General features: G+C 68.6%; 19 protein-coding genes. 9 read left to right on the top strand and 10 right to left on the bottom strand.

The features are described 5' to 3' along the window. Nucleotides 1–39: 39 nt before the first annotated feature. Nucleotides 40–1,863 carry an autotransporter domain-containing protein gene (locus LG380_RS00095; RefSeq protein WP_225763027.1) on the bottom strand — a complete coding sequence of 608 codons (1,824 nt, stop codon included), beginning with the start codon at nucleotides 1,861–1,863 and terminating at the stop codon, nucleotides 40–42. A 142-nt stretch (nucleotides 1,864–2,005) separates the two neighbouring features. Between LG380_RS00095 and thiS the strand changes: the two genes are divergently transcribed. The 4 genes from thiS to LG380_RS00075 are packed head-to-tail and all read left to right on the top strand — an operon-like array spanning nucleotide 2,006 to nucleotide 5,649. Beyond that, a complete protein-coding gene (thiS, locus tag LG380_RS00090) occupies nucleotides 2,006–2,206 on the top strand; it encodes a sulfur carrier protein ThiS (RefSeq protein WP_225763026.1) in 201 nt (66 codons plus the stop codon). A gap of 56 nt (nucleotides 2,207–2,262) precedes the next feature. Beyond that, the gene (locus LG380_RS00085; protein WP_225763025.1) at nucleotides 2,263–3,057 is read left to right on the top strand and encodes a thiazole synthase; all 795 of its coding nucleotides are present in this window, start codon (nucleotides 2,263–2,265) and stop codon (nucleotides 3,055–3,057) included. Beyond that, a complete protein-coding gene (gene trmB, locus LG380_RS00080; protein WP_225763024.1) occupies nucleotides 3,057–3,791 on the top strand; it encodes a tRNA (guanosine(46)-N7)-methyltransferase TrmB in 735 nt (244 codons plus the stop codon). Before LG380_RS00085 ends, trmB begins: the two co-directional genes overlap by 1 nt. Nucleotides 3,792–3,801: 10 nt before the next feature. Continuing rightward, nucleotides 3,802–5,649 (top strand): SLC13 family permease, encoded by a 1,848-nt coding sequence (locus tag LG380_RS00075; RefSeq protein WP_225763023.1) that lies wholly within the window; start codon nucleotides 3,802–3,804, stop codon nucleotides 5,647–5,649. A gap of 21 nt (nucleotides 5,650–5,670) precedes the next feature. On the opposite strand, the gene LG380_RS00070 is transcribed toward LG380_RS00075, so the two are convergent. After that, on the bottom strand, nucleotides 5,671–6,018 hold the full coding sequence (locus LG380_RS00070) for a Rieske (2Fe-2S) protein (RefSeq protein WP_225763022.1): 348 nt from the start codon (nucleotides 6,016–6,018) through the stop codon (nucleotides 5,671–5,673). 174 nt (nucleotides 6,019–6,192) lie between these two features. Between LG380_RS00070 and LG380_RS00065 the strand changes: the two genes are divergently transcribed. From LG380_RS00065 to LG380_RS00050, 4 genes are all read left to right on the top strand, one after another. Continuing rightward, nucleotides 6,193–6,471 carry a hypothetical protein gene (locus LG380_RS00065; protein ID WP_225763021.1) on the top strand — a complete coding sequence of 93 codons (279 nt, stop codon included), beginning with the start codon at nucleotides 6,193–6,195 and terminating at the stop codon, nucleotides 6,469–6,471. 53 nt (nucleotides 6,472–6,524) lie between these two features. After that, nucleotides 6,525–7,235 (top strand): fumarylacetoacetate hydrolase family protein, encoded by a 711-nt coding sequence (locus LG380_RS00060; RefSeq protein WP_225763020.1) that lies wholly within the window; start codon nucleotides 6,525–6,527, stop codon nucleotides 7,233–7,235. A gap of 51 nt (nucleotides 7,236–7,286) precedes the next feature. Beyond that, nucleotides 7,287–7,700 carry a large-conductance mechanosensitive channel protein MscL gene (gene mscL / locus LG380_RS00055; protein WP_225763019.1) on the top strand — a complete coding sequence of 138 codons (414 nt, stop codon included), beginning with the start codon at nucleotides 7,287–7,289 and terminating at the stop codon, nucleotides 7,698–7,700. A 138-nt stretch (nucleotides 7,701–7,838) separates the two neighbouring features. Next, the gene (locus LG380_RS00050; protein WP_225763018.1) at nucleotides 7,839–9,260 is read left to right on the top strand and encodes a M28 family peptidase; all 1,422 of its coding nucleotides are present in this window, start codon (nucleotides 7,839–7,841) and stop codon (nucleotides 9,258–9,260) included. A gap of 76 nt (nucleotides 9,261–9,336) precedes the next feature. On the opposite strand, the gene LG380_RS00045 is transcribed toward LG380_RS00050, so the two are convergent. The 8 genes from LG380_RS00045 to LG380_RS00010 all read right to left on the bottom strand — a co-directional run bounded on the left by LG380_RS00045 (nucleotide 9,337) and on the right by LG380_RS00010 (nucleotide 20,604). Beyond that, nucleotides 9,337–10,176, bottom strand: coding sequence for a TrmH family RNA methyltransferase (locus LG380_RS00045; RefSeq protein WP_225763017.1), 840 nt, complete (start codon nucleotides 10,174–10,176; stop codon nucleotides 9,337–9,339). Further along, entirely contained in the window at nucleotides 10,169–11,686 is a 1,518-nt protein-coding gene (locus LG380_RS00040) for an alanine/glycine:cation symporter family protein (protein WP_225763016.1), read from the bottom strand. The genes LG380_RS00045 and LG380_RS00040 overlap by 8 nt, the downstream gene beginning before the upstream one ends. 148 nt (nucleotides 11,687–11,834) lie before the next feature. Then, complete coding sequence (locus tag LG380_RS00035) at nucleotides 11,835–14,960, bottom strand: efflux RND transporter permease subunit (protein WP_225763015.1); 3,126 nt, start codon at nucleotides 14,958–14,960, stop codon at nucleotides 11,835–11,837. Continuing rightward, on the bottom strand, nucleotides 14,957–16,045 hold the full coding sequence (locus tag LG380_RS00030; RefSeq protein WP_225763014.1) for an efflux RND transporter periplasmic adaptor subunit: 1,089 nt from the start codon (nucleotides 16,043–16,045) through the stop codon (nucleotides 14,957–14,959). Before LG380_RS00030 ends, LG380_RS00035 begins: the two co-directional genes overlap by 4 nt. Nucleotides 16,046–16,133: 88 nt before the next feature. Beyond that, nucleotides 16,134–18,059 (bottom strand): sulfate adenylyltransferase subunit CysN, encoded by a 1,926-nt coding sequence (cysN, locus tag LG380_RS00025; protein ID WP_318780071.1) that lies wholly within the window; start codon nucleotides 18,057–18,059, stop codon nucleotides 16,134–16,136. A 14-nt stretch (nucleotides 18,060–18,073) separates the two neighbouring features. Then, nucleotides 18,074–18,985, bottom strand: a complete 912-nt coding sequence (gene cysD / locus LG380_RS00020; RefSeq protein WP_225763012.1) for a sulfate adenylyltransferase subunit CysD — start codon at nucleotides 18,983–18,985, stop codon at nucleotides 18,074–18,076. A gap of 115 nt (nucleotides 18,986–19,100) precedes the next feature. Beyond that, nucleotides 19,101–19,538, bottom strand: coding sequence for a BLUF domain-containing protein (locus tag LG380_RS00015; RefSeq protein WP_225763011.1), 438 nt, complete (start codon nucleotides 19,536–19,538; stop codon nucleotides 19,101–19,103). Between the two features lie 82 nt (nucleotides 19,539–19,620). Continuing rightward, the gene (locus LG380_RS00010; protein WP_225763010.1) at nucleotides 19,621–20,604 is read right to left on the bottom strand and encodes a LysR family transcriptional regulator; all 984 of its coding nucleotides are present in this window, start codon (nucleotides 20,602–20,604) and stop codon (nucleotides 19,621–19,623) included. A gap of 297 nt (nucleotides 20,605–20,901) precedes the next feature. Between LG380_RS00010 and LG380_RS00005 the strand changes: the two genes are divergently transcribed. After that, nucleotides 20,902–21,419 (top strand): pyridoxal-phosphate dependent enzyme (locus tag LG380_RS00005; RefSeq protein ID WP_225763009.1); only part of this gene is annotated, 518 nt, incomplete at its 3' end.

The following is a 21,419-nucleotide window of genomic DNA, read 5'->3' as shown; positions in this document are numbered from 1 at the left end:
AAGCGGGGCGCCCATCGCGTCAATCCAGCAGGAGCTGGATCAGAAGCTGCCGCCGAAGGTGGCAAACAGCGTGGCGTCGCTCGCGTCCTTCTGTGCGGTGGTGGTGCTCAGGCCGATGTTGGTGCTGAAGCGGCCCAGCGGGATGCGTGCGCCCAGCACCACGGTGGCGTAGTCACGGTCGAACTCCAGGCCCGGTACTGCGTAGCTGCCAATGCCCGGCACGGTCTGCAGGCGCGCGGTGGCTTCGCCGCCCTTCTCGAACTCGTGGTCGAGGGTCAGCTGCGCGTACGGCTGCACCCCTGCGCCGTCCAGGCGCACCTGCCAGCCGATGCGGCCGACGGTCGAATCCACGTCCTGGGCGTCATATTCCAGCGCGGTGGCCGACGGGTTGCTTTCGGCGTAGCCGTCGAGCTTGATCTTCTGCCAGGTCACGCCGGCTACCGGGCCATGGCGCAGGCCGCCTTCGGCACCGAACTCGTAGCCGGCATCGAGCGCGACGGTGACGTTGCTGCCGTCCACCGAGCCGCTGTGGATGCGCCGGGCCGGACCCAGGTTGACCTGGCGGTGGATGTCGGCGTCCACCCAGGTATAGCTGGCCTGGCCGTTGATCCAGGCGCGCTCGCCGTACCAGCCGGCGAACAGGCCCAGGGTGGTCTCGGCATGCTTGAATTCGCCACCGCTGTTGCCGAAGTCGGCATTCATGCGGCCGTAGCCGGCAAAGCCGCCCAGCACCACGCCGTCACGCACCCAGTCCATGCCGAACAGCCCGGCCGGGGCCATGCCGTCGTACAGGTCGGCATGGTCGTAGCGCTGCATGTCGCCACGCACGTTGCCCCACCAGTAGCTGCCGTCCTGTTCGGCACCGGACAGGTGGCCGCTGACCTGGTCGGCACGCGCGATACCGGTGTTCTGCAGCGAGTTGGTGACCACCTGCTGCAGGCGCGGGGCCTCGAGCACCGATACCGCGTAGTCGCCCAGGATCTTGTGCGCAGCGGTGCTGGGGTGCACGCCATCGGCGAACACGTAGGTGTTGGCTGCATCCGGACGCACGTAGGTGGTCGGGTTGCAGGTGATCGACTGCGCGGTGACCTGCGGCTGGCAGGCGGTACCGGAGACATTGCTGAAGCCGTACACGCCCGGATTGGCGACGATTTCCTGCAGCACGGTGAAGGTATCCAGCGGGATGACCTTCAGTCCGGCCTGCGCCAGGCCGCCGTACAGCGCGGTGTTGTAGGCATTGGCCAGCGCGGTGCCCTGCGCCATGGCCATCGCACCGCCGGCGCGCGAGGCCGGGGTCAGGCCGATGTCCGGCAGGTTCGGCACCAGGATGTAGCGGGCACCGGCATTGGCCAGCGTACCGACGACACCGATCTGGTCGGTCACCGCCGCACCGATGATCGCCTGGGCCTGGGCCGGATTGGCCTGCACCGCGAACAGGTCGTTGGCACCGCCCCACACGGTGTACAGGGCATTGGCGTCGGCCTTGCCGCCATTGGCGGCCAGGTAGGTGGCGGCCTGGGTCTTCATCGACGGCGTGGCACCGAGTGCGCCGACCGTGCCCACGCCGGCACGGGCGCCGCCCACGGCGTAGTTGTCACCGCCCTGCCCGTTGCCGTTGGCCTGGGCATTGGTGCCGTAGTACTCGGCCAGGTGCTCGGCCCAGATCCAGCCCGGGTTGGTGGTGAAGCGGCCGACCAGGGTGGCATTGGGATCCAGCCGCACCAGCACCGGGCGGAAATGGCCCGAATCGGTGAGGCTGTCACCGAAGAACACGGTCTTGGAGTACGGGGACTGGGCCAGGGCGGGGGCGGCCGCCAGGGCCAGGGCAAGTGCGAGCATGGAACGGGTGGGACGGAAAGCCATCAATGACTCCTGGTAGGGATGCTGTCCGCAGCCTGCGCATACGCGGCCGCACGGAGCGGAATGGTTTCATTGCCGGCGACCGTGTTCACGCTGCGCTGCCGCATCGCGGCAATACCGCCGCGGGCGATGCGAGAATGCGCGCATGGACATCACCCTCAACGGCGAAGCCCGCCACATTCCCGAAGCCACCACCATCACCACCCTGCTCGAACTCGAGGGCCTGGGCGCGCGCCGCGTCGCGGTCGAGGTCAACGGCGAGATCGTTCCGCGTACCCGCCACGCCCAGCATCCGCTGGCCGACGGCGACGTGGTAGAGATCGTGCACGCGCTCGGCGGCGGCTGAGCCGGTCGCAGCCGGTTTCATCGGCAAGGCCCGGCGTGATCGGCGATAATCGGCGGATGAACACTCCTGCCCCCAACGACGCGCTGGTCATCGCCGGCAAGACCTATTCGTCCCGGCTGCTGACCGGCACCGGCAAGTTCAAGGACCTGGAAGAAACCCGCCTGGCTACCGAGGCCGCCGGCGCGCAGATCGTCACCGTGGCGATCCGCCGCACCAACATCGGCCAGAACCCGGGCGAGCCCAACCTGCTGGACGTGCTGCCGCCGGAGCGCTTCACCATCCTGCCCAACACCGCCGGCTGCTACACCGCCGAGGACGCGGTGCGCACCTGCCGCCTGGCGCGTGAGCTGCTCGACGGCCACAACCTGACCAAGCTCGAGGTGCTGGGCGACCAGAAGACCCTGTATCCGGACGTGCTGCAGACCCTCAAGGCCGCCGAGATCCTGGTCAAGGATGGCTTCGACGTCATGGTCTACACCTCCGATGACCCGATCCTGGCCAAGCGCCTGGAGGAAATCGGCTGCGCTGCGGTGATGCCGCTGGCTGCGCCGATCGGCTCGGGCCTTGGCATCCAGAACAAGTACAACCTGATCGAGATCATCGAAAGCGCCAAGGTGCCGATCATCGTCGACGCCGGCGTCGGCACCGCGTCGGATGCCGCGATCGCGATGGAACTCGGCTGCGACGGCGTACTGATGAACACCGCCATCGCCGGCGCACGCAATCCGGTGCTGATGGCCAGCGCCATGCGCAAGGCCGTGGAAGCCGGCCGCGAGGCGTTCCTGGCCGGCCGCATCCCGCGCAAGCGCTACGCCAGCGCCTCCTCGCCGGTGGATGGACTGATCGGCTGATGACCAATCCGTTCGACAGCGCCGGCGCCAAGGCGCCGCCCAAGCCGTTCACCGTCGAGGAAGGCCACCGCGCCGTGCGCAGCTTCGTGCTGCGCCAGGGCCGCTTCACCCCGGCCCAGCAGCGCGCCTTCGACGAAGCGTGGCCGCATTTCGGCATCGACTACACCGGCCAGCTGCGCGACTACAACGCGATGTTCGGCCGCGACGCCCCCAAGGTGATGGAAATCGGCACCGGCAATGGCGCCGCGCTGCGCTTTGCCGCCGGCTTTGACACCAGCCGCGACTACATCGGCCTGGAAGTGCATGCGCCCGGCGTCGGCCGCCTGCTCAACGACCTCAGGGCCGATGGCGCGACCAACGCCAGGGTCTACCACCACGATGCGGTGGAGGTGCTCAAGAACGAGGTGCCCGACGGCTTCCTCGACGAGGTGCGCATCTTCTTCCCCGACCCGTGGCACAAGAAGCGCCACAACAAGCGCCGCCTGGTGCAGCCGGAGTTCGCCAGCCTGCTGGTGCGCAAGATCCGCCCCGGCGGGCGGCTGCACCTGGCCACCGACTGGGAACCGTACGCCGAGCACATGTGGGACGTGCTCGATGCCACCGAAGGTCTGGTCAACCGGGCCGGTCCACGGGGCGCGGTGCCGAGGCCGGAGTGGCGGCCGCAGACCCACTTCGAGACCCGCGGCCAGAAGCTCGGCCACGGCGTCTGGGACCTGCTGTACGACCGCAGCTGACCGCACCGCCATGGATACCGCGCTGACGCTGACCACTGACATGAAGCTCGTTCTCGGGCTGGTCGGCTTCACGATGGCGATGTTCCTGTTCGAGCGCATCCGCGCCGACGTGGTGGCACTGGTGGTGCTGGTGGTGCTGGGCCTGACCGGGCTGATCGCGCCGGAGGAAATCTTCGGCGGCTTCTCCGGCAACGCGGTGATGAGCATCATCGCCACCACCATCCTCGGCGCGGGCCTGGACCGCACCGGGGCGCTGAACCGGCTGGCCTCATGGCTGCTGCGACGTTCGCACGGGCTGGAGCAGCGCCTGCTGCTGATGACCACGGCCATCGCCGGGCTCAACTCCTCCTTCATGCAGAACCCGTCGGTGATGGCGCTGTACCTGCCGGTGGCCTCGCGCCTGGCCGGCCGCACCAGCCTGACCCTGCAGCGCCTGCTGCTGCCGATTGCCGCGGCCATCGTCATGGGTGGCGCGCTGACCATGGTCGGCAACTCGCCGCTGATCCTGCTAAACGACCTGCTGGTGTCGGCCAACAACAACCTGCCCTCGGGCATGGCCACGATCGAGCCGCTGCGCATGTTCGCCCCGCTGCCCATCGGCGTGGCCCTGCTGGTGGCCTCGCTGCTGTACTTCCGCTTCCGTGGCGATCGCCTGCTGCGCGAGGAGGAGGCCCAGGCCAACGACGGCGTCACGCCCTCGCGTACCGACAGCTACTTCTCCCGCACCTACGGCATCGAAGGCGACGTCTTCGAGCTGACCGTCACCGCCGAAAGCCCGCTGGTCGGCATGACCCTGGGCGAGGCGGAAACCATGCACGACGCGCCGTTGCTGCTGGCCCTGAAGACCGGCAACGACACCCGCCTGGCGCCGCCGGCGGAAATGCGCATCTGGGTCGGCAGCGTGCTCGGGGTGATGGGCAGCCGCCAGCAGGTGGCCGACTTCGCGCAGAACCACTTCCTGCGCCTTTCCTCGCGGCTGAAGAACCTGGGGGACCTGTTCAACCCGGCCCGCGCCGGCATTTCCGAGGCGGTGGTGCCGCCAACCTCCAACGTGATCGGCAAGAGCGCCGCCGAGCTGCGCTTGCGCAAGGAGCGCGGCATGAGCCTGCTGGCGATCAACCGCGACAACAAGGTGATCCGCGAGGACGTGCGCAACGTCAAGCTGCGTCCGGGCGACATGCTGGTCTTCCACAGCATCTGGACCGACCTGGCGCAGGCCGCCAAGAGCCGCGACTTCGTGGTGGTGACCGACTACCCCAAGGGCGAGCAGCGGCCGCAAAAGTTCAAGATCGCCATGGTGATCTTCGCCCTGACCATCCTGCTGGCGCTCTCGTCCAAGATCCCGGTGGCGCTGACCCTGATGACCGGCGTGGCCGGCATGCTGCTGACCGGCGTGCTGCGCATGGACGAGGCCTACGCCTCGATCAACTGGAAGACCGTTTTCATGATGGCCGGGCTGATCCCGCTGGGCTGGGCGATGGACTCCAGCGGCGCGGCGGCGTGGATCGCCGGCCACACCATCGACAAGCTGCCCAGCGGCATCCCGTTGTGGAGCCTGGAACTCGCGCTGGCGCTGCTGACCACGGCGTTTTCGCTGGTGATCAGCCATGTCGGCGCGACCATCGTGATGGTGCCCGTGGCGGTCAGCCTGGCGCTGGCCGCCGGTGGCAACCCGACAGCGTTTGCGCTGATCGTGGCGCTGTCGGCATCCAACAACCTGATGACGCCTTCCAACCCGATCATCTCGATGATCACCGGCCCGGCCAATTACCAGCCGCGCGTGCTGTGGCGCGTCGGCGGGCCCCTGTCGCTGATCTACACCGCGGTGATCGTGGCGGTGGTCAACCTGATGTTCTGAGTCCGGCCCGGGCCGGCACGATCAGGCGAGGTAGACCTCGCCGTCGCGCACCTGCACCGCCACCGCACGCAGGGTGTCGCCGCGGCACGGACCGGCCACGCAGGTCCCGTCGGACAGGGCGAACGACGCGCCATGGGCGGCGCACACCAGATGGCCTTCGCGGCTCTTGAGGAACTGGCCCGGCGCCCAGTCCAGCCGGCGCCCCGCATGCGGACAGATGTTCAGCCAGGCCCGCACCTCCTCGCCGTCGCGGTACAGCACCAGCGATTCGGCGTCGCCATCGAGCACGACCTCGGCTTCGGCAAACCCCTCCGACGGAATGTCGGCAAGGCGGGCAAGCGGGGAGGACGGGATCGCGACGTCGGACATGGGCAGCCAGAAGCAGGAGAGGACGGGGCATTGTCGCATGTCGCACCGCGGCAACTCGTGACCCTGCAAGTCATTGAATATATGGGCAAAGGGTCAGGTGTTAACGGTTTTTTCACTCAATGGCGGGCACCTGCACCGATACTGCCCGCCATTACCGCTGTCAAAGAACCGTCAATGCAGACGCGATATTTCCAATTCGGCAATCTCCGCAACCTGTTCGAGCCGCGCAAGCCGCGCAATCCGCTCGTCCGTGTTGTCGTTGGCCTGCTGGGACTGGCAATCCTGGCCGTGCTCGTGTTCGTGGGCGTTTTTGTCGGTGCGGCGATGATCCTCACCGGTGTTGCATGGAAGCTGCTGTCCTCGCGCAAGCGTACCCCGGCCCAGCGCCGCGACCGCGTGGTGGACGCCGAGTACCAGGTGGTGCGCAAGGCCGCGCTGCCGATGTCGCGCTGAGCACCCGCGCCCGCATCCTTTAAACTGGCGCGTCCCGTACCGAGGACGCGCGCATGACCGACCTGATTCCCACCCCCGCCATCCCCCGGATCCCGGTGGCGGGCGGCGGCACCTTCCCGGTACGCCGCATCTACTGCGTTGGCCGCAACTTCGCCGACCATGCCCGCGAGATGGGTGCCAGCGCCCCGGCCTCGGCCGCCGAACGCGGCCGCCCGATGTTATTCATGAAGCCGGCCGACGCCATCGTCGTCGGCCATGACGACCAGATCCCCTACCCACCCGCCACCGCCGACCTGCACCACGAGGTCGAGCTGGTCGTGGCGATCGGCCGCGACGCGCCGGCCGGCGAGCTGCCAGTGGAGACCGCCGGATCGCTGGTGCTGGCCTACGGCGTGGGCCTGGACCTGACCCGCCGCGACCTGCAGGCCGCGGCCAAGGCCAAGGGGGGTCCGTGGGACATCGCCAAGGGCTTCGACCATTCCGCGCCGGTCAGCGCGCTGGTGCCGGCCGCCGAAGTTGGGGACCTGGCCGCGCTGAACCTGTCACTGGAAGTCAACGGCGAAGTGCGCCAGCAGGCGCTGCTGGACCAGATGATCTGGAACGTGCCGGAGATCCTGCACGAGCTTTCTAAGCTGTTCGCCCTGCGCGCCGGCGACCTGGTGTTCATGGGCACGCCGGCCGGCGTGTCCGCGCTCAGGCCCGGCGACCGCTTCAGCGCGCGCCTGGAAAACGTCGCCGAACGCCACGGCAGCATCGCCGGCTGAGCCTGCCCGGGTTACGCTGCTGCCGGTCCAAGACCCATCCAAGGAGAAACAATGAGCATCATCAGCGAGTTCAAGGAATTTGCCATGCGTGGCAACGTCATCGACCTGGCGGTCGGTGTGGTCATCGGCGCGGCGTTCGGCAAGATCGTCACCTCGCTGGTGGAGAAGGTGATCATGCCGCCGATCGGCTGGCTGATCGGCAACGTGGATTTCTCCGACCTGGCGTGGACCCTGGCCCCGGCCAAGGTGGCCGCCGACGGCACCGAAATCCCGGCGGTGGTGATCGGCTACGGCGACTTCATCAACACCGTCATCCAGTTCCTGATCGTGGCCTTCGCGATCTTCATGCTGGTCAAGGTGGTCAACCGCCTAAGCCGCAAGAAGGCCGCCGAGCCGGAGGCCGCACCGGCCCCGAGCGAGGAAGTGCTGCTGCTGCGCGAGATCCGCGACAACCTGCGCAAGTAAGGATTCCCGCATTACTAAACAAAGGCCCCGGACATCCGGGGCCTTTGTTTTTTTCATCTGCGGGCCGCATGACCTTGCGCCCATGCGCGCGCGCTGCAGGCTGCTAGAGTCAGGGAATTCCACCAAGCCGGAGCCGTCATGCGTCGTCGTGTCCTTGCCTTCGCCTCCACCCTCGCCCTGCTGGCCAGCCCGGCCTTCGCCGCGCCCACCACGCTGCCGCCGGCCTCGCTGGCCACCGCCGCACAGCTGCGCGAACAGGCGCTGGCCGATGACACCGGCTGGAAGGTGGTGGAATCGCTGACCACCGAGGTTGGCCCACGCGTGGCCGGCAGCGAAGCCGATGCCCGCGCGGTGGAATGGGCCAAGGCCAAGTTCAAGCAGCTGGGCTTTGACAAGGTATGGACCGAGCCGGTGACCTTCCCCAAGTGGGAGCGCCGCAGCGAGCGCGCCGAGGTGCTGGGGGCGCATGCGCAGCCGCTGACCATCACTGCGCTCGGCGGCAGCCCGGGTGGCACGGTCGAGGGCGAGGTGGTGCGCTTTGCCGACCTGGCCGCGCTGCAGGCCGCGCCGGAAGGCTCGCTGAAGGGCAAGATCGCCTTCGTCGACTACCAGATGACGGCATCGCGCGATGGCCGCGACTACGGCAACGGCGGCGCCGTGCGCAGCAAGGGCCCGTCCGAAGCCATCCGCAAGGGCGCGGTCGGCTTTGTCATGCGCTCGGCCGGCACCGACTCGCACCGCGTCCCGCACACCGGCATCACCCGCTTCGATGAAGGCCTGACCCCGGTCCCGTCGGCGGCGCTGTCGGTGCCCGATGCCAACCAGCTGGCGCGACTGGTCGCACGCGGCAGCACCCGCATCCGCCTGGCCCTGGATTGCGGCTGGAACGGCGAATACACCTCGCAGAACGTGATCGGCGAGATCACCGGGCGCACCCTGCCGAAGGAAGTGGTCGTGATCGGCGGTCACCTGGATTCCTGGGACCTGGGCACCGGCGCGATCGACGACGCCGCCGGCGTCGGCATCACCATGGCCGCCGGCCACCTGATCGGCAAGCTCAAGCAGGCGCCCAGGCGCACCATCCGCGTGATCGCCTTCGCCAACGAAGAGCAGGGCCTCCACGGTGGCAAGGCCTACGCCAATGCGCGCGCCGCGGCCGGCGAGGTCGCGCTGACCCAGATCGCCGCCGAGAGCGATTTCGGTGCCGGCCGGATCTATGCCTTCAACACCGGCTCGCCGAATCCGGCGGATTCGCGCGAGGCTACCCGGCAGATCGCCGAGGCCCTCAAGCCGCTGGGCATCGAGTACGCCCCCAACGACGGCGGCCCGGGCCCGGATGTGAGCCCGCTGGCGGCCAAGGGCGGCGCCTGGGCGTGGCTGGCGCAGGACGGCAGCGATTACTTCGACCTGCACCACACCGCCGATGACACCCTGGACAAGATCGATCCCGCGGCACTGGCGCAGAACGTGGCCGCCTACACCGTGTTCGCGTGGCTGGCGGCCGAGGCCGATGGCAACTTCGGCAGCGAGGCGAAGGACGTCACCCCGCCCTCGGAATGAGGCGGGAGATGCCGTGAACGACAAAGGCACCCGGAGGCGCCTTTGTTTTTTCCTGGCGACCGGAATGCCGGCGTCTTCAGCTGCCGGCAGCGCGGCTTGCACCGATGGCCAGGAACACCGCGGTGGCCGAGGCCACGTTGAGGCTTTCCACCGCGCCGGTACCGGGGATGGAAAGGCGCATTTCGCACTGCTGGGCGAAGCTGCGGTCCATGCCCTCGCCCTCGGCGCCCATCACGTACACCAGCCGCTGCGGCAGGCGCGCGGCGAACAGGTCGTCGCCGCCCTGCACCAGGGTGGCGGCCAGCTGGAAGCCGGCCTCGCGCAGTTGCGGCAGGGCCTGTTCGGCCGGCGGCAGCCGCACCAGCGGCACCGCCTCGGCCCCGCCCTCGGCCACGCGCGCGGCCGCGCCGGACAGGGCCAGCGAGGAGTTGGCGGGAAGCAGCAGTCCGGCCACGCCGAAATGCGCGGCCGAGCGCAGGATCGCGCCGAGGTTGTGCGGGTTGCCCACGCCATCGAGCCACAGCGCCAGCACCGCGCCGTCCTTCAATCCGGCCAGCCACGCATCCAGCGCCAGCGGCTCGGCCCGCAGCACGTCCGCGACCACGCCCTCGTGGTGGGTGGTGGCGGCAAGCTTGTTGAGGTCGCCCTCCTCCACCACGCGGTAACCGACGCGGTTGGCCACGCACCACTTCAGCAGCGGCTGCATCCGCGGGATCAGTGCCTCGGCCAGGTACAGCTTGCGCAGCGCCTGCGGACGCACGGCAAACATCGCCAGCACCGCATTGACGCCGTACAGCCGCATCTCGCCGTTGCCGCGCACGCTGCCACCGCCACTACCACCGGTCGCAGGCGGCAGCGGCGTGGCGCGCGGCGGACGCGCCGACGGACGGCGCGCGGATTTCCAGGGATCAACCACCGTTGTTCGCCTTGCGCTGGACCCAGAAGTCGGCGTTGCGGATGCCCAGCGCCTCCGGATCGAACACCGGATCGACGCCGAGCTTCTTCTGCCGCTCGTAGTCGCGCAGCGCCAGCATCGCCGGCTTCTGCAGGATCAGGATGGCGACGACGTTGAGCCAGGCCATCAGGCCGACGCCGATGTCACCCAGCGCCCAGGCCATCTTGGCGTTGTGGAAGGCGCCGAACACTACCATGCCGACGATGCCCAGGCGCAGCAGCAGGGTCGCCAGCGGATGGGTGCGGCGGGTACCGGCGACGTAGGTCAGGTTGGTTTCGGCCATGTAGTAATAGGCCATGATCGTGGTGAAGGCGAAGAAGAACAGCGCGATGGCGACAAAGCCCGCGCCCCAGCCCGGCATCACCGACTCCACCGCGGCCTGGGTGAACTGGGCGCCTTCGGACGGCTGCAGCCCCGGCACGCCGGTGTAGATCGCTTCCAGCGCTTCCTTGCCGTTCTCCCTGACCGTGCGGAAGGTGTTGTACATGCCGGTGGACAGCACCAGGAACGCGGTGGAGGTGCACACCAGCATGGTGTCGAAGTAGATCGCGAAGGCCTGCACGTAACCCTGCTTGGCCGGGTGCGAGACCTCGGCGGCGGCGGCGGCGTGCGGGCCGGTGCCCTGGCCGGCCTCGTTGGCGTAGATGCCGCGCTTGACGCCCCATGCGATGGCCTGGCCGATGATGCCGCCGAACGCCGCATGCGCACCGAAGGCGCTGGAGAAGATGTCGGCGAACATCGTCGGCACCTTCGAGGCGTTGAGCATCATCACCACGATCGCCATGACGATGAAGGCCAGCGCCATGAACGGGACCACGACCTCGGCGAAGGTGGCGATGCGCTTGATGCCGCCAAAGATGATCGCCGCAAGCAGCAGCGCCACGGCAATGCCGATGGCCAGCTTCACGCCGCCCACGCCACCAAACGCATCGCAACTGCCGGCGGCACTGCACAGCACGTTGCTGGCGCTGTCGGCGATGGCGTTGGCCTGCACGCCCGGCAGCAGCAGGCCGGTGGCGACGATGGTGGCGAACGCGAACACCAGCGCGTACCACTTCAGCCCCATCGCCTTTTCGATGTAGTAGGCCGGGCCACCGCGGTAGCGGCCTTCGGCATCCTTGGTCTTGTAGATCTGGGCCAGGGTCGACTCTACGTAGGAGGTCGACGCGCCGAGGAAGCCCATCACCCACATCCAGAAGATCGCGCCGGGGCCGCCGTAGGCGATGGCGGTGGCCACGCCGGCGATGTTGCCGATACCCATGCGTCCGGCCATGGAAATGGCCAGCGCCTGGAACGAGGACACGCCGGCATCGGACTTCTTGCCACCCACGGTGAGGCGGCACATCTCGGCAAAGCCGCGGATCTGCATCACCCGCGTGCGCAGGGTGAACCACAGGCCCGCACCCAGGCACATGAAGATGAGCGCATTGCTCCAGATGATGTCGTTGATCGCAGTAACGAATTCTTCCACGCGCTCTCTCCAGTCGGCGGAAATCAGAAAAGATCGTTCCCGTCGGCCGGGAGGACCGGTTGATTCTCCACGATCCGCAGCAGGCTGCGAAGGGGAAATCCAACCCGGTTGCCGCTGCCCCGCCGGTCCGGCGGAGCAGCGGCGTTGGTCAGGCGTGCCCGCCGACCGAGGGGGTCTGCTTCTCCAGCCGCTCCAGTTCGTTGGCCACCGACTCGGGCGACTTGGTGTACGGCGCCAGCAGCGCATAGAACGCCGGCACCACGAACAGCGACAGGAAGGTGGACAGGGTGACGCCGAAGATCACCACCACGCCGATGGTGCCGCGGCTGGCCGAGCCCGGGCCGCCGGCAACCACCAGCGGGATCGCGCCGAACACGGTGGCCAGCGAGGTCATCAGGATCGGGCGCAGGCGCACCCGTGCCGACTCCACGATGGCCTGGTGCACGTTGCGGCCCTCGTCGCGCAGCTGGTTGGCGAACTCCACGATCAGGATGCCGTTCTTGGCCGCCAGGCCGACCAGCATCACGATGCCGATCTGGCTGAACAGGTTGAGCGTGCCGCCGCTGACGTACAGGCCGAGCAACGCGCCGAGCACGCCCAGCGGCACGGTGAGCATGATCACCAGCGGATGGATGAAGCTCTCGAACTGCGCGGCCAGCACCAGGTAGACCACCAGCAGCGCCATGGCGAAGGTCAGCAGCACCGCGCTGCCGGACTTCTGGTACTCGCGCGACTCGCCCTTCCAGTCGATCTGCGCGTATTCGGGCAGTTCTTCCTGCACAACCTGCTCCACCCAGCTGATCGCCTCGCCCAGGGTGTAACCCGGGGCCAGGCCGGCATTGATGGTGATCGCGCGCAGGCGGTTGAAGCGGTTGAGCGAGCCGGGCTCGGCCACTTCGCTGAGCGTGACCAGGTTGGCCAGCGGCACCAGCCCGCCGCTGGCCGAACGCACGCGGATCGCAGCCAGGTCGGCGGGACTCGCGCGACCCTCGCGGCCGGCCTGCACCAGCACGTCGTATTCCTCGCCGGCGTCGACGAAGGTGGTCACGCGGCGCGAGCCCATCATCGTTTCCAGCGCCGAACCAATCACGGTGACCGACACGCCAAGGTCGGCAGCGCGTTGGCGGTCGATGTTGACCCGCATCTGCGGCCGGGTTTCCTTGTAGTCCGAATCAGCGCCGACCAGGCCGGGGTTGTCGGCCATGCGTGCGAGCAGGCGGTCGCGCCACTGCGCGATTTCCTCGTATTCGGGGCCGCCGAGCACGATCTGCAGCGGCTGGCCGAAGCTGCGCACCAGGCCACCGCCGACCTGGGTGCGCACGCGCACGCCGGCCAGGCCGTTCAGTTCCTTCTGCAGCGACTCGGCGACCTTGCCCGTCGGGACGTCGCGCTGCCGCCATGGCTGCAGGAACACGCTGATGCGGCCGGTGTGCATTTCCTCGCTCGCACCAAAGCCGCCGGGCACGCGCGGATTGGCGCGCGCGATCGGCTTGTCGTCCCCGACGAAGCGGCCCACGATCGCCTCCACTTCCTGGACCTGCCTGACGGTGTAGTCATAGCCGGCGCCTTCCGGGCCATCGATCATGACCTGGAACGAACCGCGGTCCTCGGCCGGCGCCAGTTCGCTAGGCAGGGCGCGCATCAGCAGCCAGCTGGCCAGCAGCGCCGCCACCATCACCACCGCGAACAGCCAGCTGCGGTGCACGTGGCGATCCAGCACCCGGCCGTAGCTGGCGGACAGCCGGTCCAGGTGACGATTGATGAAGCCGTTGATGCCCTTCGGCGGCTGCCCGCTGTGCGGCTTGAGCAGCTTGGAGGCCATCATCGGGGTGAGGGTCAATGCAACGAAGGCGGAGATCGCCACCGCCGCGGCCAGGGCCACCGCCAGTTCGCGGAACAGGCGCCCGGTATTGCCCTCGAGGAATCCGACCGGCAGGAACACCGCCACCAGCACCGCGGTGGTGGCGATCACCGCGAAGGCGACCTGGTGGGTGCCGCGCCGGGAAGCCACCAGCGGCGGCTCGCCCAGGTCGATGCGGCGCTGCACGTTCTCCACCACCACGATCGCGTCATCCACCACCAGTCCGATGCACAGCACCAGGGCAAGCAGGGTCAGCAGGTTGATCGAGAAGCCGAAGGCGTACAGCGCGATGAAGGCGGCCACCAGGCACACCGGCACCGTCACCGCCGGGATCAACGCGGCGCGGAAGCTGCCCAGGAACAGCCAGATCACAACCAGCACCAGTGCCATCGCCTCGAACAACGTGGCGTAGACGCGCTCGACCGCGGCCTCGATGAAGGTGGTGTTGTCGAAGGCGACGAAGATATGGGTGCCTTCGGGCAGGGTGGCGCCGATGCGCTCGGCCTCCGCGCGTGCCCCGCGGGCCACGTCCAGCGCGTTGGCGGTGGAGGTCTTGACGATGCCCAGGCCGATGCCCGGCTCACCGTTGCTGCGGTAGTAAGCCCGGCGCTCGGAGGAATCGAGCTCGATCTTCGCCACGTCGCCCAGGCGCACGACGTAGCCATCAATGCCCTTGCCCAGCGGGATGGTGGCGAAGTCGGACGGTTCGACGTAGTTGCGCTCCACGCGCAGGGTGAAGTCGCGCTCGGCCGACTCGATGCGGCCGGCCGGAAGCTCGACGTTCTCGCTGCGCAGCGCGCTTTCGACATCGCCGACGGTCATGCCGCGCGCGGCCAGCTGGTCGCGGTCCAGCCAGATGCGCATCGCATAGCGCTGGCGGCCGCCGATGCGGACCTGGGCCACGCCATCCAGGCTGGAGAAGCGGTCGACCACGTAACGGTCGGCGTAGTCGCTCAACGCCAGCGTGTCCATGGTCGAGGACGTCATGTTGAACCAGATGATCGGGTCGGCGTCGCTCTCGACCTTGGCCACTTCCGGCGGGCGCGCCTCCTCGGGCAGGCGGTCGGCGACGCGGCTGACCGCATCGCGCACATCATTGGCCGCCGCCTCGATGTCACGGTTGGATGTGAACTCGATGCTCACCTGCGCACGGCCGTTGTTGCTGCGCGCGTTGATGGTGTCGATGCCCTCGATACCGGCCAGCGCGTCTTCCAGCACCTGGGTGATGCGGCTCTCGATGACGGCGGCCGAAGCGCCGGTGTATTCCACCGACACCGAGACGATGGGGGGGTCGATCGCCGGCAGTTCCCGCAGGGTCAGGCGGGTGAACGACATCACGCCCAGCACCACCAGCAGCAGGCTCATCACCGCGGCAAATACCGGCCGCTTGATCGAGATGTCGGACAGCTTCATCGTGCAGCGGCTCCGGGCTTCGTAGCACCGGCAACCTCATCGCGATCGTCCCCGGCGGCGGTAATCTTCGCCCCGGGCCGCAGCTTGCCGGTACCGTCGACCACGATGCGGTCGCCGGCGGCCACGCCCTCGGTGATCTCGACCACGCCGGCGCGGCGGGCACCGGTGACCACGTCGACGCGCTCGACGCTGTCGTCGTCCTTGACCCGATAGACGAAGGACTCGCGGCCGACCTGCACCACCGCGATCTCCGGGATCACCAGCGCCTGGCGTTCGGGGCGGAAGATGCGCACGTCCAGCAGCATGCCCGGGCGCAGCGCGCGGTCGGGATTGGGGAAGTCGGCGCGCACGGTGACCGCGCGGGTGGACTCATCGACGCGGGCATCGACCGTGGTGACCACGCCCTCGAAGGTGCGGCCCGGCCAGGCGACGCTGGTGCCGCTGACCTTGTTGCCCGGTGCCACCTTGGCAAGCTCGGCCTCGGGTACCTGGAAGTCCACGTGCATGCGGGCGATGTCGTCGAGCGTGGCGATGGCGGTGGTCGGGGTGACCAGCGAACCGGGGCTGACCTGGCGGATGCCCAGCACGCCGGCGAACGGCGCGCGCACGCGGCGATCGCCGATGTCCGACTGCATTTCCCGGACCCGGGCCTCGGCGGCATCGCGCACGGCCTTCTGCGTATCCAGGGTGGAGGACGCCACCAGCTGCTGGGCGGCCAGCTCGCGCTGGCGGCGATACAGGCGGTCGGCCTCGGCAAAGGTGGCCTGCGCCGAGGACAGCGCGGCCTGCTGGGCATCGCCGCGCAGGGTCACCAATGGGGCACCGGCAGCCACTTCCTGGCCGCTCTCGAAGTGCACCTTCTCGATGATCTCGCTGACCTTGGCGGTCACCGTGACCGACTCACGCGCCTTGGCCGTACCCAGCGTCTGCAGGGTGTCGTTCCATGCCGTTGGCTGCACGACCTGGGTGGTCACCGCCACCGGTCCGCCGCCCTGCGGCCGTCCGCCGCCTTCCTTCGCGCATGCCGTCAGCAACAGTGCCAAAGCGATGCCCGCGGTGAAGGTCGCGGCAGTACGTCCCAACATGAACAATCCCGGTGAAATCGTTGACCCCGGAGTCTAGCCGGCGCCACATGACGACCGTATGTGCCATTGGTGGGTCGGGGCCGGGCGTTTATTCCAGCCCCAGCGCCCTGAGCACCTGCGCGGCCAGTTGCCCGGCATCCCCTCGGTCGGCGTGAAGATGGACTTCGGGCGCCTCCGGCGGCTCGTAGGGCGAATCGATGCCGGTGAAATTGGGAATCAGGCCGGCGCGGGCCTTGCGGTACAGGCCCTTCACATCGCGGGCCTCGGCCACGGCCAGCGGGGCGTCGACGAAGACCTCGACGAACTCGCCGGGCGCGAAGCGCTCGCGTGCCATCCGCCGCTCGGCGCGGAACGGCGAGATGAAGCTGACCAGCACGATCAGCCCGGCCTCGGTCATCAGCCTGGCAACCTCGGCCACGCGACGGATGTTCTCCACCCGGTCCTCGTCGGTGAAGCCCAGGTCGCGGTTCAGGCCATGGCGCACGTTGTCGCCGTCGAGCAGGAAGGTGTGGTGGCCACTGGCCAGCAGGCGCTTCTCGACCAGGTTGGCGATGGTGGACTTGCCGGCGCCGGACAGGCCGGTGAACCACACCACGCGCGGGGTCTGGCCCTTGATCCGGGCGCGCGCGGCCTTGTCCACGTCCAGGTGCTGCCAGTGCACGTTGCCGGCACGGCGCAGGGCGAAGTCCAGGGTGCCGGCGGCGACGGTGGCATTGGTCTGGCGGTCGATCAGGATGAAGCCGCCCAGGGCGCGGTTGCGCGCGTAGGACTCGAAGGCGATCGGCGCGTCCAGCGACAGGTTGCAGTAGCCAACCTCGTTGAGCTCCAGGCGCTTGGCGGCCAGGTGCTCCTGGGTGTTCACGTCGACCCGGTGCTTGATCTCGGTGACGCTGGCGATGACGGTGCGGGTGCCGATCTGCATGCGGTAGGGGCGGCCCGGCAGCAGGCCGGCGTCGTCCATCCACAGCACGTGGGCGACGAACTGGTCGGCCACTTCCGGCGGCGCCTTGGCCATGGCGATGACGTCGCCCCGGCTGATGTCCACCTCGTCGGCCAGGGTCAGCGTGATCGCCTGGCCGATGACCGCGCGGTCGACCGGACCGTTCGGGCCCAGCACCTGGGTGACCGTGGAGCGACGCCCGGAGGGCAGTACCACGACCTCGTCACCGACGCGCACCTGCCCGGCGGCCACGGTGCCGGCAAAGCCACGGAAATCCTGGTTGGGCCGGTTGACCCACTGCACCGGCATGCGGAACTCGGTGCCGGTGTCATGCGCGGCCGGGACCACCGTGTCCAGATGCTCGATCAGGCTCGGCCCCGGGTACCAGGGCGTGTGCACCGACCGGGCCGACAGGTTCTGGCCTTCCAGCGCGGACAGCGGGATCGCCTGCACCTGCTCGATGCCCAGCTGCGCGGCGAGCGCGGCGTATTCGCCGGCGATGCGCTCGAACACCTGCTGGTCGTAATCCACCAGGTCCATCTTGTTGACCGCCAGCACCACGTGGCGGATGCCGAGCAGCGAAATGATGTAGCTGTGGCGGCGCGTCTGCGGCAGCAGCCCCTTGCGTGCATCCACCAGCACCACCGCCAGGTCGGCAGTGGAGGCCCCGGTGGCCATGTTGCGGGTGTACTGCTCGTGCCCGGGGCAGTCGGCGACGATGTACTTGCGGCGTTCGGTATCGAAGTAGCGGTAGGCCACGTCGATGGTGATGCCCTGCTCGCGCTCGGCGGCCAGGCCATCGAGCAGCAGCGCGTAGTCGATGCGGTCGCCCTGGGTGCCGTGGCGACGGCTGTCGGCCTCCAGCGCCTTGAGCTGGTCATCGAACAGGCGCTTGCTCTCGAACAGCAGGCGGCCGATCAGCGTGCTCTTGCCATCGTCCACGCTGCCGCAGGTGATGAAGCGCAGCAAGGGCTTGGATTCGTGCTGGCGCAGGTATGCGGCCACTTCGGCCGGATCGGCGCCACGGCTGCTTTCGGTCGGGGCCGGCGCCGCCTGCGGGGTGGTGTCTGCCATCTGCTCCGGCTCCATCAGAAATAACCTTCCACTTTCTTCTTTTCCATCGAGGCGGACTGGTCGTGGTCGATCAGTCGACCCTGGCGCTCGGAGCTGGTGGAGACCAGCATCTCGGCGATGATCTTTTCCAGGGTATCGGCTTCGGATTCGATCGCACCGGTCAGCGGGTAGCAGCCCAGCGTGCGGAAGCGCACCTTGCGCATCTGCGGCACCTCGCCGGGCTCCAGCGGCAGGCGGTCGTCATCGACCATGATCAGCGTGCCGCCACGTTCGACCACCGGGCGTTCGGCGGCAAAGTACAGTGGCACCACCGGGATCTTCTCGCGGTAGATGTAGAGCCAGATGTCCAGCTCGGTCCAGTTGGACAGCGGGAACACGCGCACGCTCTCGCCCGGGTGGATGCGCGGGTTGTACAGGTTCCACAGTTCCGGGCGCTGGTTCTTGGGGTCCCAGCGGTGCTTGTCGTTGCGGAAGGAGAACACCCGCTCCTTGGCGCGCGACTTTTCCTCGTCGCGGCGCGCGCCACCGATGGCGGCATCGAACTTCCACTTGTCCAGCGCCTGCTTCAGGCCCTGGGTCTTCATCACGTCGGTATGCACCGAGGCGCCATGCGTGACCGGGCTGATGTCGCGCGCCACGCCCTCGGGATTGATGTGCACGCGCAGGTCCACGCCGGTTTCGGCCGCGCGGCGGTCGCGGAAGGCGATCATCTCGCGGAACTTCCAGCGGGTATCCACGTGCAGCAGCGGGATCGACGGCATCGCCGGTGCGAACGCCTTGAGCAGCAGGTGCAGCAGCACCGAACTGTCCTTGCCCACCGAATACAGCAGCACCGGATTCTCGAACCCGGCCGCCACCTCGCGCATGATGTGGATGCTCTCGGCTTCCAGCCGGTCAAGGTGCGACAAGTGGGCCACGGCGCTCATTGCAGGGTCTTCGTTACGGGATCACGCAAGGATAGCAGCGCCCCCGTCCACACAGTCCGACGCAGGTTGGGGAAAGCGGTCGTGGCCAGCGGGTTCAGCGACCCGCCCGCCGCAGTCAGGCGTCCTGCGCCTGTCGCTCCCAGAACTCGAGCAGCGCGCGCATGCCCGCCGAATCACCGGCCTGCCGGACGTCCTCGCTCAGGTAGGCGGCCTCGCGCTTCCACTGCGCGTTGCTCAGTTCCTGCAGCACGCTGCCGCCGGTCTGGCGACAGGCCATGTGCCACTGGCCGAACCAGGTGCGCTCCACCGGCGCGTGGTACAGCTCCTTGATCTCGGCATGCATGCGCGAGGAGCGGATGCGGCCATAGATGCGTTCCACGCCTTCGGTCGGGCCTTCGAAGTACTGGAAGAAGCGGAACCCGTCGTAGAGCAGCACACCGGTCACGCCGACCAGCTTGTTGTGGGCCCGTGCATCGACCAGCAGGCGGTCGAGATCGATGGCTGAAAGGCCAGCGACGGCGGTGCTGGTGTAGGCCACTGCAGTAAGGGTCATGCGCGGTTCCGATCCATGAAAGGGCCGGAGGATGCCACAAACGTCCCGGCCCCTGCCGGGACGGCCCATCCCGGCAGTGGCATCAGCTGGTGATGGTCTGGGTCAGCGATTCCCAGGTGGGCGGCTCGGGCCAGTCCGGCGCCTGGTTGCCGTCGAGCACCCGGCGCAGGTCGCGCTTGTCGATCTGCGGGGCCAGCACATGTACCAGCTCCAGCGCGTAGTCACGCAGCACCCGCTCGCGGGGCAGTACCGCCCACGCAGTGCAGTGGGCGATTCCGCCCGGCGCCGGCCACGCCCGCAGGTCGCTGTCGGCGGCGTTGACCGCCATTTCCGCCAGCAGGCCCACGCCCAGCCCGGTACGCACGTAGGTCTTGATCAGGTCCGCATCAAGCGCAGTGAGCGACAGGTCCGGCACCAGTCCGGCGTCGGCGAAGGCGCGCTGCAGCGAGGAACCGGGTCGGGTCGAGGACTCGTAGCTGATCAACGGACAGGCCGCCAGCGCGGCCAGGTCCGGCGCGCGGCCGGCCTGGTCCAGCGGATGGCCCTTCGGTACCAGCACCAGCCGGCGCCAGCGGTACAGCGGGATGGCGATGCCGGCGCCGGGCTCGCTGCCGGCGGTGCTGACCACCGCGATGTCGGCATCGCCCTGGCTGAGCAGGTCCAGCGCATCGCTTTCGGCGGCCTGCTGCAGGTGCACGCTGACCTGAGGATAGGCCTGCTTGATCCGCGCCACCGCCGGCGGCAACACGAAGCGGGCCTGGGTGTGGGTGGTGGTGAGCACCAGCTGGCCCTGGCTCTCACGGCGCTGGTTGGCCGCATAGGTGCGGATGTTGTTGGCCTCGGCCAGCACCGCGCGGGCACGGGCAATGACTTCCACGCCGGCCGGGGTCACTGACTCCAGGCTGCGGCCCTTGCGCACGAACAGCAGGAATCCCAGCTCGTCCTCCAGCTGCTTGAGCTGCTTGGACAGGCCGGGCTGGGTGGCGTGCACGCGCGTGGCCGCCAGCGTGATGTTGAGCTCGGCGTCGGCAATGGCAACCAGGTAGCGCAGTTGGGTCAGGGTCATCGTGGGGCAGGCGTTGGCTTACGCGCGAAAGGAATGACTCTAGGGCCGGGCCCTGGCTCCAACTTATAACCGAAAGCGATCAGCCGAGTCCCCCAGGTCATTTCACACCTCCCATTGCCAGGTCTACGGTCAATGTTTCCACGCAGGCCCGACCCTCGCGCCGACCCGCACGCGCGCACAGGCGCCACCGGGCGACCGCCCAGCCGCACCAAGGCCCGCGTCCCGGCTGCCCGCCTTCACCTGGTCCGAAGCCCGGCTTTCCACAATCGCTCCTGCTGCTTCCATCCGGAGACCCCCATGCCCATCTACGACAGCATCCTCGACACCATCGGCAATACCCCGGTGGTGCGGCTCAACCGCATCGCCCCGGCCGGACGCACCGTCTACGCCAAGGTCGAATCCTTCAACCCCGGTGGCTCGGTGAAGGACCGCCTGGCGCTGGCGATCATCCTCGACGCCGAGCGGCGCGGCGTGCTCAAGCCCGGCGACACCATCGTCGAGGCGACCTCGGGCAACACCGGCGTGGCCCTGGCCATGGTCGCCGCCGCACGCGGCTACAAGTTCGTCGCGACCATGGTGGAGACCTTCTCGGTAGAGCGCCGCAAGCTGATGCGCGCCTACGGCGCCAAGGTGATCCTGACCCCCGCCGCCGAGCGGGGCAGCGGCATGGTGCGCAAGGCCCGGGAACTGGCCGGGGAACACGGCTGGTTCCTGGCCAGCCAGTTCGCCAACCCGGCCAACCCGGCCTACCACCGCAACACCACCGCCGCCGAGATCCTGCGCGATTTCGCCGGGCGCCGGCTCGATGCCTTCGT

Origin of the sequence: Stenotrophomonas sp. Marseille-Q4652, assembly GCF_916618915.1 — a bacterium.
Taxonomy (GTDB): Bacteria; Pseudomonadota; Gammaproteobacteria; order Xanthomonadales; family Xanthomonadaceae; genus Stenotrophomonas.
Note: the sequence above shows the minus strand (reverse complement) of the source record. Positions and strands in the feature narration are given on the sequence as shown.